This window comes from Methanobrevibacter intestini (genome assembly GCF_047402955.1).
Taxonomy (GTDB): Archaea; Methanobacteriota; Methanobacteria; order Methanobacteriales; family Methanobacteriaceae; genus Methanocatella; species Methanocatella intestini.
On record NZ_CP187956.1, the window covers coordinates 862,687 to 876,546 of the forward strand.

16 protein-coding genes and 1 pseudogene are annotated in these 13,860 nt (G+C 30.4%); 1 reads left to right on the forward strand and 16 read right to left on the reverse strand.

From position 1 onward, the window contains the following. Positions 1-140 precede the first annotated feature (140 nt). From ACMC9J_RS04010 to ACMC9J_RS04060, 11 genes are all read right to left on the reverse strand, one after another. On the reverse strand, positions 141-1,328 hold the full coding sequence (locus tag ACMC9J_RS04010; RefSeq protein ID WP_094516384.1) for a TIGR00375 family protein: 1,188 nt from the start codon (positions 1,326-1,328) through the stop codon (positions 141-143). 16 nt (positions 1,329-1,344) lie between these two features. Then, positions 1,345-1,944 (reverse strand): DUF2112 family protein, encoded by a 600-nt coding sequence (locus ACMC9J_RS04015; RefSeq protein WP_019265016.1) that lies wholly within the window; start codon positions 1,942-1,944, stop codon positions 1,345-1,347. Between the two features lie 64 nt (positions 1,945-2,008). Then, entirely contained in the window at positions 2,009-2,779 is a 771-nt protein-coding gene (locus ACMC9J_RS04020) for a proteasome assembly chaperone family protein (protein ID WP_427003584.1), read from the reverse strand. Then, entirely contained in the window at positions 2,780-2,956 is a 177-nt protein-coding gene (locus tag ACMC9J_RS04025; protein ID WP_019265018.1) for an RNA-protein complex protein Nop10, read from the reverse strand. It lies immediately after the preceding gene. 6 nt (positions 2,957-2,962) lie between these two features. Further along, positions 2,963-3,760 carry a translation initiation factor IF-2 subunit alpha gene (locus tag ACMC9J_RS04030; protein WP_019265019.1) on the reverse strand — a complete coding sequence of 266 codons (798 nt, stop codon included), beginning with the start codon at positions 3,758-3,760 and terminating at the stop codon, positions 2,963-2,965. A 78-nt stretch (positions 3,761-3,838) separates the two neighbouring features. Next, positions 3,839-4,018 (reverse strand): 30S ribosomal protein S27e, encoded by a 180-nt coding sequence (locus tag ACMC9J_RS04035; protein WP_004032804.1) that lies wholly within the window; start codon positions 4,016-4,018, stop codon positions 3,839-3,841. Positions 4,019-4,028: 10 nt separating this feature from the next. Further along, positions 4,029-4,307 (reverse strand): 50S ribosomal protein L44e, encoded by a 279-nt coding sequence (locus ACMC9J_RS04040; RefSeq protein WP_004032803.1) that lies wholly within the window; start codon positions 4,305-4,307, stop codon positions 4,029-4,031. A 231-nt stretch (positions 4,308-4,538) separates the two neighbouring features. Further along, positions 4,539-5,384, reverse strand: coding sequence for a hypothetical protein (locus tag ACMC9J_RS04045; protein ID WP_019266756.1), 846 nt, complete (start codon positions 5,382-5,384; stop codon positions 4,539-4,541). Positions 5,385-5,442: 58 nt separating this feature from the next. Further along, positions 5,443-6,177, reverse strand: a complete 735-nt coding sequence (gene pcn / locus ACMC9J_RS04050; RefSeq protein WP_019265021.1) for a proliferating cell nuclear antigen (pcna) — start codon at positions 6,175-6,177, stop codon at positions 5,443-5,445. Positions 6,178-6,296: 119 nt separating this feature from the next. Continuing rightward, a complete protein-coding gene (locus ACMC9J_RS04055) occupies positions 6,297-7,028 on the reverse strand; it encodes a type 1 glutamine amidotransferase (RefSeq protein ID WP_019267955.1) in 732 nt (243 codons plus the stop codon). Further along, positions 7,025-8,374: a MurT ligase domain-containing protein gene (locus ACMC9J_RS04060; RefSeq protein ID WP_427003585.1), complete on the reverse strand. Its 1,350-nt coding sequence runs from the start codon at positions 8,372-8,374 to the stop codon at positions 7,025-7,027. The genes ACMC9J_RS04055 and ACMC9J_RS04060 overlap by 4 nt, the downstream gene beginning before the upstream one ends. Positions 8,375-8,682: 308 nt before the next feature. Between ACMC9J_RS04060 and ACMC9J_RS04065 the strand changes: the two are divergent. Further along, positions 8,683-8,875: pseudogene (locus tag ACMC9J_RS04065) on the forward strand (IS5/IS1182 family transposase); the annotation flags it as partial. A 298-nt stretch (positions 8,876-9,173) separates the two neighbouring features. Here ACMC9J_RS04065 and ACMC9J_RS04070 read toward each other — a convergent pair. The 5 genes from ACMC9J_RS04070 to trpC form a co-directional block, all read right to left on the reverse strand. Then, positions 9,174-9,539 carry a hypothetical protein gene (locus ACMC9J_RS04070; RefSeq protein ID WP_019265026.1) on the reverse strand — a complete coding sequence of 122 codons (366 nt, stop codon included), beginning with the start codon at positions 9,537-9,539 and terminating at the stop codon, positions 9,174-9,176. A 310-nt stretch (positions 9,540-9,849) separates the two neighbouring features. Beyond that, positions 9,850-10,092, reverse strand: a complete 243-nt coding sequence (locus tag ACMC9J_RS04075) for a hypothetical protein (protein WP_427003648.1) — start codon at positions 10,090-10,092, stop codon at positions 9,850-9,852. A 451-nt stretch (positions 10,093-10,543) separates the two neighbouring features. Next, positions 10,544-11,317, reverse strand: a complete 774-nt coding sequence (gene trpA / locus ACMC9J_RS04080; RefSeq protein WP_094516132.1) for a tryptophan synthase subunit alpha — start codon at positions 11,315-11,317, stop codon at positions 10,544-10,546. After that, positions 11,310-13,091, reverse strand: coding sequence for a tryptophan synthase subunit beta (gene trpB / locus ACMC9J_RS04085; RefSeq protein WP_427003586.1), 1,782 nt, complete (start codon positions 13,089-13,091; stop codon positions 11,310-11,312). The genes trpA and trpB overlap by 8 nt, the downstream gene beginning before the upstream one ends. Next, the gene (trpC, locus tag ACMC9J_RS04090) at positions 13,084-13,860 is read right to left on the reverse strand and encodes an indole-3-glycerol phosphate synthase TrpC (protein WP_427003587.1); all 777 of its coding nucleotides are present in this window, start codon (positions 13,858-13,860) and stop codon (positions 13,084-13,086) included. The genes trpB and trpC overlap by 8 nt, the downstream gene beginning before the upstream one ends.

The window sequence follows — 13,860 nt, forward strand, 5'->3', positions numbered from 1 at the left end:
TTCAAATACTGTTTTAAGAATTAAAAATTATTTTTATAAAAAACTACATATTTTAAATAATTTACAAAATAAATTAAAAGTGCATTGCAAAAAAGAGTTAGAAAGTATTAAAAAATACTTAAATGAATTTTAGATATTTCTTAAAAATTATCTAGAGTAGTTAAAGTTTCAGCTTCTCTTTTTTCTGATTTTTTATCAAAAGAAATTTCACCGTATTTTCCTCCACCACCCGGAGTTATGTGTATGCTTTTATTTCTGAAAGCTTCAATAGCTGGAGAAATTGATGAATCTATTTTAGCTATTTCCTCTACAGGTTCATTAATCAGTATATCAATTTCAGTTCCAAAGTTATCTATCAGATTTTGCCATTTTCCCTGAACTGTTTTTGTTGTAACTCCCTTATCATAAACTGTTGATATTAATTCGGCCAAAGGCATTAAATGAACATATTTAGGTCTAAAATCAGGATGTTTCGGTTCATCATAGTCAGCTATTTCACTTATTCTGAAATCAACCCCTTTTTTGATTGTTCCGCCGCAGCTGCATTTCATCTTATTTTCTTTAGCTATTAACGGATCAACTAATTTGTAACATTTGGTACATGCAGTCATATGATATTTTCCAAGGTTCGGCACCAACCCATAATTTGCTTTAATATCTTTGTTTTTTATTGATTTTTTTATTGATGAATAAGACATATCTTCAAGCTCAATTTGATTAAACTCCCTACCTAACCTGTGTGGCCATGGAGAGTGTGCATCAGAATTAGTAAGAAATGGAAAATTCTTAAGTTCAGCTACAGTATCTGCCATAAATGTATCTGCAGACAAACCAAGTTCTACAAAATCCGGAGCCTTATCATAGCAGTCATAAATACTGTCAAAAGATTTGTACATTCCAGTCCATGGAGTAAAAGCATGAGCCGGTCCAATTAAACAGTCATATTCTTTAACCATTTCTAAAAGTTCTGCTCCTGAATATCTTGTTCTAGGTCTTCCGTCGCTTTCTTTATTTTTAGAAACCAGTTTTTCAGACAGTTCTCTTGCAATACCAATATCCGGAATTATAATTAAATGATGAATCCTGTTTTTTCCTTCAACTTCTGTTGTTAAAACAAAATCCATATCATCTGCAGTGTAAATTCCATCTCCCTTATAGGTTGTACTTTCCTCAATAATGTTTAACCAGCCAGGATGGAATGCATCGCCAGTTCCCAGAAGTTGCAATCCTTTAAGCTTTGATTTAGGAGCCATATTTTTTATCAGCATGTCTTTAGATGAAGCCATTGAAAAACAGCTATGAACATGAAAATCAGCATTAACTAACATGGATAATAATTAGCTATTAATAATATATTAAATCATCTAATATTTTCTTAAACTCCTTGTAATTTAGACTTTTTTTAGGTTTTTTTAAATCAATGTCTAAGTTATCTTCATTAACTATTCCATTAATGGAAGTTAAATTTTTTAAAAAATCATTGGTCCTGTTAATTACATCAATCAAATCATTTCGGGTAGTCGGATAAGCTAATTCCAAAATAGGTACTCCCTTATCTTTAATTAAAGCCATAACCATGTTACGTTCATTAGAACATCCTGAACCGCCAAATAAAATTAACTCATTTAATACATCATACATTCTTTTATAATGCTCAGGCCTTTTACCAAGAACAATAAATGCATCTGCCAATTCCAAAACTCTGGAAAATAATGTTAAACGGCCTTTAACTCCTGAAGGTAATTCATTTGAAAAATAAGAACTGCCCAGTAAAATATTATCCCTATTTAAAGTATATGGTGCCTGAGTATCATCACATTTCCCACTGGAAACATCCATATTATTATATTTTGAGAAATTTGTCGGTGATATATATTCATGACCGTTTTTTTCAATTAATGGAACTACAATCATAGCAGCATCTGGAATAACAGCTACTTTCATGATTAATACCCCCTCATTTTATTAAAACAGCCAAATTTTAAAAAAAAATAAATAAATGATATATTTATCCAATATATCTTAAATCATCACTACTGCTAGCATTAGCTTTGTTAATTATGTCTTGTTCCATTTGTTGAGCTTTAGCTAACATTTCTTTAGTTTCTTCAGCTCTTTCTTCCAATTTATCAGTACCAATTTCAAAATTAAGCAAAATAGCTAATTTATTTAAAATAGCTTCAGCTGACTGTGCATCAATGAAATAACCCGGAGTCTGACCCATTAAGCAAATACCATTCATTTCCTGACGAAGACCTAAACCTAAAAACAATCCAGAAGCTCCTACAATTCCGCCATCATTAGATCTGATTTCAACTTCTGCATCTTTTAAAAGCTCAATGTTTTCTTCATTAGTAGCTGCTCCAAAAACTTTAGATTCTTCAACAGGTTGGCCAGTAGCCATTCCACCTAATGTGAATATTTTACTAGCTCCCTTACCCTTAACAAAGTTTAATATATCTTGACATACGCAGTATTGACCTTCTGGAGATAAAGCCTGAGTGTTTCCAACAAGAATAATAATATCCAAATTGTCTTCCCCAACATTTTTAACATAATACAATTCATTAATCATGTTTTCAATTAAACCTCCTTCTCCAACAAAAACTTGCGGAGGAAAACTTGGAGAATAAATTTCTGCAAATTTAGTAGCATTAAATTCATCAATCATGTGATCTGCAGCTAATTTACCTACATGACCAATACCAGGCAATGCTTCTATAAAAATAGGATTATTTAATTCAACATCCTCTAAAACAGTAATTTGTGTGATTTCCATCTAATCATCCTTTTTATTCATAGCATCTTTTTTTAATATGCGACGATACTTTCCGTATTTATCCTCAATAGAAAATTTAGGAGGATAAATAACTTTAAGCTCCCCGCCACATTGAGGGCAAGCATCCTCCATTGTATAAATCTTACAATCAGGACATTTATTCATTTTCATATTCATAAAAATCTAGCTATCCAACTCTCTTAAGAAAGAACCATTTCCTTCAGAAGCTTCAACTATTTCAATACATCTATCAGCTGCTGCTTTAAGAGCTTTTTCAGCTAAAATGTAATCAGTAGATTTTACAGTTATCCTATATCTTGGTGCACCAACACATTGAACCTTAATTTCTTCCTCTTCGTCCCCATTATCTTCAGCTGCTTTAAGAGCTTCAATAATGATATCAACACCATCCGGGACAAAAGTTTCAATATCAACATAACCACTGATATGAACTTCAGGAGGAGTAATATTTTTACTAGCTATTTCAGTTATAGCATCAGCCCACTCTTGAGATATACCTTCATCAGTAAGAGATTTTGCACCATCATCAGCTGCTGTTTCAAAAGCACCGTAAACATCACCGAAAATATCCATTAATTCATAACCTACTTCCTCATAAGCATCATTTAAAGATTTGTCTAATGATTTAGCAGATAATTCCAAGAATTTTTCAGCTTTTTGTTCAATTTTCCAATGCTGGATTTTTTTAGTTCTTTGATCTTCCCTAATTCTTTTTAAAGAAGCATCCACATGCCCTTTTTTAGGATTTACCCTAAGAACACGACAAACTATTTTTTGATTTTCTCTTACATGGTCTCTGATATTTTTTACCCAACCAGAAGATACCTCAGAAATGTGAATAAAAGCTTCTTTACCATGGTATTCCTCTAATTTTGCGAAAGCCCCATAATTAAGAACTTTATAAACAGTACCAATAATAAGTTCTCCTTCGTCAGGCCATTCTTGATTTTTCCTCACCATATAATCACCAAAAATAAAATAAAAATTTAAAAAAAAATAGAAAAAATAATAAGCTAGATTAAAAAATTTCGATTGAATCTAGTTTAAAACTTTATCAATATGTGCCATAATTTTAGCTTTAGCACCACGAGATTTGACAAGTGTTTTACCACAAATGATACATTTTACATCTGATGCAGCACGATCAAAGATGATTTGTTCATTGTCACAATCTAAACATTTTACTTTTAAAAAGTTTCCTCTACCTTTACTAACCATGTTAACCACCTTATTTAGCTACAAATTCTGCTTTACCAGTTCTGAATGATTTTTTAATTTGGGATTTTCCACATTCTTTACATTTAAGTCTTAAATCTAATTTTTTAACTGGTTTGTTTCCAGCAGGTAAAGGCCTTGGATAACCTCTATATCCAGCAGTTACACGTCTGAATTGTCTTTGTCCCCATTTTAACTCACTAGCTTTTCTTTTTTTTGCAGTATGTACTTCGTGCATTGTGTGTTTTTTACAATGTGGACAGTAAGTTCTTTTTTCTTTTGGTATTTTCATATTTCCACCATTAAATTTTACACTAAAAAGTGTCCGATTAATTAAATTATTATAAATCTATATGAGAATTTTATCTAGTCTGAAAAATATCAAAGATCTAGAGGATTAAAACTGTATTGTAACATACTCCGTTTACACAAAGCAGAAATCCAAATTATATAAAAAAATATAATTTCTTATTATCACAAATAGATACGGTTTGTATTTATATTCTTTACAATATTTAAAGGTTTAGATTTTAACAAAACGAGCTTTATGATTTTTAACAAAAATTTTAGCATTGATTTTAGGTAAAACCACTAAATCCTGAGGTCTGAACGGACCATAAACCTTTTCATCAACTCCAACAATAGAATCAACATCATCAAATACAAGCATTGTAACCAGTTCTGAATCTTTAGCTATTTTTCTAGATTCCAAGTCAACAAATTCATCATTATCTCTTGCTAACTCAGATATATCATCTTCAACTTTAGCGGGTTTAATATTTGACTTTTGAATTTGTTTTTCGATTGGCTCTGGCTTTTCATCAGTGATTACTTTCGCTTTGGAAATTTCATCAATTCTATTTAAAACTGCATCATCCCGGGAACTTTTAACTTCATCATCCAAAGTATTGACCGGAGGTTTTGGGGTTTCTTTAACAGGAACATCAGTTTCACTTGGAGTATCATCATCAGAAGATAATTTTTCAAGTGAAATGCTTTTTCTATGATTTGTTAAAGTATCAATTAAAGAAAAGTAAAATTTTTCTTCTTCAGGAGTTAAATTAAGAGGTGTTGTGTCAATTAAATCAAATTGTGGCTTACCTGCAAATAAATGGTAAGACCTGTGAATATTAACAACAGCCGCATCAGTAATTTTGTGTTCGCGCCTTTCACAAATCTCAGTAGCTATTCTTTGAGTATCTTTTAGCAAGTACTGTTCTGCAGCAAATGGATCATTACCTATATGGGTCCTTAACTCATCTAAATACTTATGAATATCTTTATAAAAGGAGTCTTCTACACGAGCTAATGTACCGTTACTACGCTCTTTTTTTTGAATTTTACGCAATTGTTGAAAGAATTGATCCACTTAATACCATCTCTGATGAGTTTAATATAAAAATAAAAAAAAGTTTATAGATGAAAAATTATTCATCTGATTCTAATCTTGGAGCAAGTAAGAAACTAAGTTTACCATCACCAGTAACCATATTAAGAGTTAATTTTAATGGCATGTCAGTACCTAAACCGATTTCAGCTTCTTCAGAGAATTTGTCTGCTTTAAGCATTTCTCTAATTTTGTCCAATGAGAATAAAGATTTTTCTTGAGTGCTGATATTTTCACCATGAAGATATTTAATACTTGCATCACCAAATTCACCATCAGCAGATGCTCTAAAGTAGTCTTCATCAACTTGAAGAGCTATTTTATCTGAGAAAATATCAATATCATTAATTGCATCTTTTAAGATTCCAAAGTGAACTTTGAAAGCTGCAGGATGTTCAAGTTCTGGTGGAGTAGGATTATCATATTCAATATCAATTAATCTTATTTTGAAAGTTCTTGTAGCATCCCCTTCAAAAGTAATTATAAAATTACCTTCATCTAAAGACATGATAACTCTATCTTGAGATTTTGCACGTTTAAGAACACTCATGAATTCCCCAGTATCAATATTAATCTTTTCAGGAACATCACAAACATATTCATCAAATAAACTTGCTTTTAATTCTAAATGTACGAATGTTATATGACTACGGTCTAAGGCATCTAACCTCATACCTTCACTATCAGTTTGAATTTGTACTTCATCAACAATAGATGAAATAGCATCAAAACTTGTTTTTAATATACTAGAATCACTTAATTCCGCTTTGAACATATATAATCCTCTAATAAGAATTTATTAATTATTAATTAGATATTTATATTTTTATCTTTATTACTTATAAAACATTAGGTCAGTATTTAAAAAATTTTAGTAAAGGACTATTAAATAAATCATTTTAATCTATTAACCATAACCTCATGTGCTTTAAGTTCAATTTCATCATTTAACTCTTCAATTGAATCAACATCATATTTATTCTTCATAGCATTAAATATCAAATAATCCGCAATGTGAGGATTTTTTGGTAAAAACGGTCCGTGCAAATATGTTCCTATGAAGTTTTTATAAATCATCCCTTCATTATTATCCTCATCATTATTTCCATGTCCGGATATAACCTTGCCTAAGCTTTTATAATTATGAAATGTCCTTCCACCATGATTTTCAAAACCAACCACTTCTTTCGGTTCTAAACCAAGGTTATTTTCTATTAAAATATCTCCAATCAATCTGTCCTGCTGACTTGTTGTTTTAATATCAAATATTTCAAGACAGGAAATATTGTCTCCATTAACATCATAATATTCATTGCCGAACATCTGATAACTTCCGCAGATAGTTAATATTACTCCATCGTTTTCAATATAATTTTCTAAATCCTGTCTTTGCTTCAATAAATCATTGGAAACAATGCTTTGAGTTCTGTCAGAACCTCCGCCAATTAAAATCAAGTCAATATCATCATAATCAAAATCCATGTCATGATTTACAGAATAGCTTTTCTGATTAAATTTAATGCCTCTCCATTCACATCTTTTTTTAATGCATTTTAGATTACCTATGTCCCCGTAGATATTCAGAATATCAGAATACATATCAACAACATTTAATTCAAAACTCATGCTTTTTCCCCTTTAAGTTTCATAAGTACTTTTCTAGCTTCAGGCATTGCGGTAAATGTTCCGATAATATACGCCTTATCATTTTCAGCTACAATTTCCTCTACACATTCAGCAATGTCACTTTGATCTTTTGAGTGGTAAATTTCAATTTTAGAGGTTGGGAAATCCACATATTTTAATCTTAAAGCTACTTCTTCAGCTCTTGTTCCAACACAGTAAAATTTATCAATATTTGGAGTATTAGCTATTTCTTTAAAATATGCATCCCAAATCCAGGAAATATCTTTACTGTCAGGCCCATAATCGTTTAAAATAAACATGAAGGATTTTTTATCTTCATCAAATTTTATAGTTGAGAAAACTTCACTTAAACCGACAGGATTTTTAGATAAAACCAAAACAACATCACAGCCATTTACAGCTATCCTTTCCATTCTTCCACGTTTATATTCAAAGTTTTCAATTTGAGATTTAATTACATCATAACTGAAACCGTTTTCCCTTGCAAGAGCAATAGCTGCAAGAGCATTAGAAACATTGTAAATTCCAAGCAGATTTAAGTTGATTTGAGCTGATTCTTTTTTATCTTTAACTGTGAAATTATAACTTCCGTTTTTGAAAGTCACATCATCAATTACATAATCCGCTTCATGATTTTTGGCTCCGCATTCAGAACATGAAAATTTACCATGATTTCCATAATTGATATATTCATAATCCAGTTTATTTCCACAGACAGGACAGAATACAGATTCCTCAACATTGATACCATTTTTACTGAATGGATTTTTCTTTAAGCTATAGTACACTTTTGGCTGATTGGAATCCTGAAAATAAAGAGAAATTGGACTGTCTGCATCTAAAATAAGTGTGGAATTATGTCTTTTACTTGATTTTTGAACTAATTTAATTGTGTTTTCCACTTCCCCATATCTGTCTAACTGATCTCTAAAAAAATTTGTTATAATTATATAATCACTTGGCAGATATCTGGTAACATTAGGCATAGACCCCTCATCTACTTCAAATATTCCCCAGTCATAATGGCTTTGATGGTTTTGAATAAAAGAGCTGGTAACTCCTGTAATCATGTTGGAACCATTTAAATTAGATACAATATCATAATCTTTACCTTCAAAAATGTGATTTGCCAAATTGTTTGTAGTTGTTTTCCCGTTTGTTCCTGTAATAATTGCTACTTTATCACATTTTTTTGCAAAATCCTTTAAAATATCTGGTTTAACAGCAAGGGCTATTTTTCCAGTTAAAGATGTTCCTTTTCTGCCTGCCTTTTGAACAACTTTATTTCCAATCATACCCGCCAATACTGCTATTTTTGACCTCATTTCTAATCACAACTAGGATAAGTTATTATTTAATATGCTTTATTTTAAGAGCATTTAAATTATTCTCTAAATTTATACATTAATAAGATATTTTATTTATATTTTTGCTAAAAAAGGAGACGTAAAATCCGTCTTGAAATTTGTTGAATATTGTAAAATAATGTTTTAAGTCTTGTTTCTTTATTTGCAGCCATACGGTTTTGTTTTTATTTATTCTGCTAAATTTTCTTTTTATTATGATAAATACAGTTCCAATATTATTTCTTCTAGAATATATTTCTTTTTGAATATTTGTTGACTTAATCTTTTTCAAACCAATACTGGGAAAAATAGAAGACTTTTTCAAATTACTCAAACAAAAAACACCCACATAAACAAATACACAAATATAAGCAAAAATCAGTTGCAAAAACAGTATATTTAAATATATTTTTATAATCAGTAATTATATCACAAGGATTCAGTACAAAAATAATAATACAACAATTATCCAAAAACTAAAAAATTCAGAGCCCAAATAATTTAAATTATTGCCAAATCCATTACTAATTATTCCTGCTTAAAAATTAAATCCAAATAATTTTGCCATCATTATAACTATTGTAAAAAATATTAACTAAATCGCAGTAAAATTAGATGCTAAATGCTGAGTTCCATCATATAATCCAGACATCATAAATATAAGATATAAAATAACCAATACAACTAATTTAACCTCTGAAACCATCATACCTCCCTTCAGAATCTAAAACTTCCATTCACATAATATTTTCAATGATGAAAATATAAAATCCCACATTTATAAAATTATAACTATTATCATAAGTACAACAAGCACTGCTACAAGATACTTATGAAATTTACTATGAATTCCCCTTTTAAATTCAATAATTTCAAGCCACATAGCCAACGTTTCAAAAAGACCAATTAATCCCACAATAGCAATAATTTTAAATTCAGAATTACTATGAAAAGCATACCATCCCCTAGTTCCCATAAATATAAGACTTATCATGATGCTAACTATACCTATAGCTTGAATAAGATTATCTAAAAATTCATTACCTTCTTTTTGTTTAAATCTTAAAAACGTGTTATAAACATATCCACACACCACAATTACAAAAAATGCAACAAACATACTTGTCATTATCATTCCTACCATTAAATCACCACATTATTTTAAAAAAAAAATAACAAGATAAAAAAAATAAAATATTTTTATCCCCTTAATTATAATCACTTTATTTTATATAACCATCAAATTTAAATATTAAAATTATAAAATTTTAAAACAATACCCCAATATTCCATTCAAAACAACATCAGTGCACACAAAATTGAAATTAACCAAATCACAGTATAAATATTTATTAAATGATTATTTTTTAGCCTATATTTTCTGTCATATGTTCCTGCCATCAAAAATACTACAAATAAAATAGACAATATAACCAACTTAACCTCTGAAACCATCATACAACCCCTTCAGAATCTAAATAATTCCAAAATCTTCTCCAAGCCATATCTTCAACAACACCTTTGAAATAATTATACGGTAAATAAAAAGTTTTTTTCAAGTTACTTTCCCCTAATGATTCATCTATCACATATCTTGTAGCTGTTTTTATAGGTTTTTTAATTGGATTTTCATATATTCCAGACCCATAATTCGCATAAACAAAAGGAGCATTTCCATCTAAAAGATAATTATACATACTGCATTAATTAAAGAAAACACGATTATTATACAGATGAAAAATTTTAGGAAATTTTTTACATGATTATTTTATGACATCATAAAAATTTGTTTTTCCTCCAATATCATTTTTTCAACTTTTAATTATATTCAAAACTTTATATAAACTTTTTAATTTTATTTTACCTACACTAAAAATACTTATTTGATTAAATATATAAAAAATTAAATTAAAAATGAATATATCTTATTTAATGAACTATAAAATTTTACAACCAAATAATTAATAGTTAAAGATTTAACAGTTGATTCTAAATAAGTGTAATCTCCTATGTAGTTCCATATTATTTTATTAAACAATACCAATTTTAGACTAGCAAAATACAAAATTAGACAGAAAACACAAAATAAATAAACCTATAAAATTTTATAGACTCAAAAAAGGAAAAAATATTATATTTTCCCCCATTTTATTCATTGCAGGCTTTTTTCATAGCTGAGACATATTCTTTTAGAGGTTCTGTTGCATTTTCACCATGCTCTTCAATGATTTTTACAATAGCACTTCCTACAATAACTCCGTCGGCTATTTTACCAATGTTGGAAGCCTGTTGAGGTGTGTTAATACCAAAACCAACAGCTAAGGGCAGGTCACTGACTGCACGAATATCATCTAAAATAGATTTCAAGTCTGTTTTTATTTCACTGCGCATTCCAGTAACCCCTAAAGAAGAAACAACATAAATAAATCCTGTTGCATCACCGGCTATTTTTTGAATTCTTTCTTTTGAAGTTGGAGCTATTAATGAAATAACATCTACATCATTAGCTAATGCAATGTCTTTAATTTCACCTTTTTCCTCGTAAGGCAGGTCAGGTGAGATAATTCCATCGATTCCAAGTTCGCCGCATTTTTTAAAGAATTTTTCATAACCATAGAAGAAAACAGGATTGATATAAGTTAGAAATACTAATGGAATATCTGTTTTTTGGCGAACTTTCCGGACTATTTCAAATACATCATCAGTTGTTGTATTATGACTTAATGCCCTTATATTTGCATCCTGAATTACAACTCCTTCAGCCATCGGGTCTGAAAATGGAATTCCAATTTCTATTAAATCACAGCCTGCTTCCTCCATAGCTAAAATGTATTCTACTGTTTTTTCGACTGTCGGATCTCCTGCAGTTAAAAATCCTATAAATGCCTTACCGTCATTAAATGCATTTGCTATTTTACTCATATAACTCAACTCCCCTATATCTTGCAATTGATGCAACATCCTTGTCTCCCCTTCCGGAAAGACATATCATAATAATTTCATCTTTATCCATTTTTGGAGCTATTTTCATTGCGTGTGCTACTGCATGAGCACTTTCAATAGCCGGAATGATTCCTTCCATTTTTGACAAATATTCAAAAGCATTTACTGCTTCTTCATCAGTAACCGGCACATATTCTGCTCTTCCAATATCTCTTAAATGTGCATGTTCAGGACCTACTCCAGGATAATCAAGACCTGCTGAAACAGAATAAACTTCAGATATCTGCCCATATTCTCCCTGATTAAATATAGATTTCATCCCATGAAATATTCCGATTTGTCCGTTAGTCAAAGCTGCTGCATTATATGGAGTATCCACTCCTTTTCCTCCTGCTTCACATCCGATTAATTTAACATCCTTATCATCTATGAAGTTGTAAAATGCACCCATAGCATTACTTCCACCACCAACACACGCTAAAACTGCATCAGGAAGTTTTCCTTCTTTTTCCAAGAACTGTTTACGGGCTTCAGCACTTATTACTGCCTGGAAGTCTCTAACCATCATTGGAAATGGATGAGGACCCATTGTTGAACCTATTACATAATTTGTATCATGAACTCTTCCAATCCAGTCTCTAAAAGCATCGTTAACTGCATCTTTTAAGGTTTTTGTTCCTGATTTTACAGGATGAACTTTTGCTCCAAGCAGTTCCATCCTATAAACATTTAAAGCCTGACGTTTGGTGTCTAACTCACCCATGTACACTTCACATTCCATATCCAAAAGTGCTGCTGCTGTTGCTGTAGCTACCCCATGCTGACCTGCTCCAGTTTCAGCTATTACTCTTGTTTTTCCCATTTTTTTAGCCAGTAAAACCTGACCAAGGACATTGTTGATTTTATGAGCTCCTGTGTGATTTAAATCTTCACGCTTTAAATAAATTTTAGCTCCTCCCAAATCTTCAGTCATTCTTTTTGCATAGTATAACAAAGAAGGTCTGCCAGCATATTCTTTTAAAAGTGTATTTAATTCTTCTACAAATTCAGAATCATCCATATAATGATAATACTGCTCTTCCAAGTAAATTAATTCATTCATCAAAGTTTCTGAGATATACTGTCCGCCGTATTCTCCATATCTTCCATCATTCATATTTTTAGCCTCCATGACTTTTTTTATTTTATATTCATCTTTAAATCCGTCAGTTTCAACACCACTGCTTAAATCAATTGCATATGGCCTAACTTCCCCAATAGCTTGAGTGATATTTTCACTGTTTAACCCGCCTGCCAAAAAGAATTCTTTTTTCAAGTTTTTTCTAATCAGCCACCAGTCAAAGGTTTTGCCTGATCCTTTTCCACTGTCAAGCAACAAATAATCAGCTAATGAATCATCATACTCAGAAAAATCTGTATTTTCAGATACTTCAATAGCTTTAATAATCTTTAATTTGTAATCTGTTTTTTCTTTAAGAGTTTTAATATACTCTTTGTTTTCCGTCCCATGAAGCTGTGCAATATCAATTGTACCGTCACTGCATAATTTCAGGATTTCACTAATGTCTGCATCTACAAAAACACCAACACTTTGAATATCTTCGCAGAGTTTTGCTTTCATTTGTTTTGCAAGATTATAATCTACTTTCCTTTTACTTTCAGCAAATACAAATCCTACATAATCCGGTTTGTATTTGTTTGCAAACTCTATATCCTCCAATCGTTTAAGTCCGCAGATTTTGATTTTAACCATTCTTAAACTCCTGAATCATTGCCTTCTTATCTGGTGATTTCATTAAAGTTTCGCCTATCAAAACTGCATCAACATTATTTTCTTTTAATCTGGCAACATCTTCTTTTGTTTTAATACCACTTTCAGAAATAAATATGATATCTTCCTCTACACAGCTACGTAGACGAATACTGTTTTCAATATCTACACTAAAATCTTTTAAATTTCTATTATTTACACCAATAATATCTGCACCTGCATCAACAGCCCTTTTAATTTCATTTTCATCATGAGCTTCAACAATAGCAGACATTCCCAAAACACGAGTTATAGTCAGATACTGTTCCAATTGCTCATCAGATAAAATAGATACAATAAGCAATACTGCAGATGCTCCAAGTAACTTGGCTTCATAAATCATGTACTCGTCAACAACAAAATCTTTCCTAAGTACTGGAATTTTAACATTTTTAACTATTTCCTTTAAATAATCATCAGAACCCTGAAAAAAGTAAGGTTCTGTTAAAACTGAAATAGCTGATGCTCCTGCAGCTTCATATTCTTTTGCAATATTTACATAATCAAAATCTTCAGCTATTAAACCTTTAGATGGAGATGCTTTTTTAACTTCAGCAATAATGCTGATATCATCACTGCCTAGGGCTTTTTTAAAAGGATAATTGAAATAAACATCAAGATTGAATATTTTATATTTGAGTTTATCTAATGAATTAACCTTTTTAGCTTCAGACACTCTTTCTTTTGTTTTTTCAACTATTTTATCTAACAT

Excerpts from the sequence above, each read along its gene's own strand:
- ACMC9J_RS04010 (WP_094516384.1), bottom strand. The coding sequence starts at position 1,328 with ATGTTAGTTAATGCTGATTTTCATGTTCATAGCTGTTTTTCAATGGCT.
- ACMC9J_RS04015 (WP_019265016.1), bottom strand. The coding sequence starts at position 1,944 with ATGAAAGTAGCTGTTATTCCAGATGCTGCTATGATTGTAGTTCCATTA.
- ACMC9J_RS04020 (WP_427003584.1), bottom strand. The coding sequence starts at position 2,779 with ATGGAAATCACACAAATTACTGTTTTAGAGGATGTTGAATTAAATAAT.
- ACMC9J_RS04025 (WP_019265018.1), bottom strand. The coding sequence starts at position 2,956 with ATGAATATGAAAATGAATAAATGTCCTGATTGTAAGATTTATACAATG.
- ACMC9J_RS04030 (WP_019265019.1), bottom strand. The coding sequence starts at position 3,760 with ATGGTGAGGAAAAATCAAGAATGGCCTGACGAAGGAGAACTTATTATT.
- ACMC9J_RS04035 (WP_004032804.1), bottom strand. The coding sequence starts at position 4,018 with ATGGTTAGTAAAGGTAGAGGAAACTTTTTAAAAGTAAAATGTTTAGAT.
- ACMC9J_RS04040 (WP_004032803.1), bottom strand. The coding sequence starts at position 4,307 with ATGAAAATACCAAAAGAAAAAAGAACTTACTGTCCACATTGTAAAAAA.
- pcn (WP_019265021.1), bottom strand. The coding sequence starts at position 6,177 with ATGTTCAAAGCGGAATTAAGTGATTCTAGTATATTAAAAACAAGTTTT.
- ACMC9J_RS04055 (WP_019267955.1), bottom strand. The coding sequence starts at position 7,028 with ATGAGTTTTGAATTAAATGTTGTTGATATGTATTCTGATATTCTGAAT.
- ACMC9J_RS04060 (WP_427003585.1), bottom strand. The coding sequence starts at position 8,374 with ATGAGGTCAAAAATAGCAGTATTGGCGGGTATGATTGGAAATAAAGTT.
- ACMC9J_RS04070 (WP_019265026.1), bottom strand. The coding sequence starts at position 9,539 with ATGGTAGGAATGATAATGACAAGTATGTTTGTTGCATTTTTTGTAATT.
- ACMC9J_RS04075 (WP_427003648.1), bottom strand. The coding sequence starts at position 10,092 with ATGTATAATTATCTTTTAGATGGAAATGCTCCTTTTGTTTATGCGAAT.
- trpA (WP_094516132.1), bottom strand. The coding sequence starts at position 11,317 with ATGAGTAAAATAGCAAATGCATTTAATGACGGTAAGGCATTTATAGGA.
- trpB (WP_427003586.1), bottom strand. The coding sequence starts at position 13,091 with ATGGTTAAAATCAAAATCTGCGGACTTAAACGATTGGAGGATATAGAG.
- trpC (WP_427003587.1), bottom strand. The coding sequence starts at position 13,860 with ATGTTAGATAAAATAGTTGAAAAAACAAAAGAAAGAGTGTCTGAAGCT.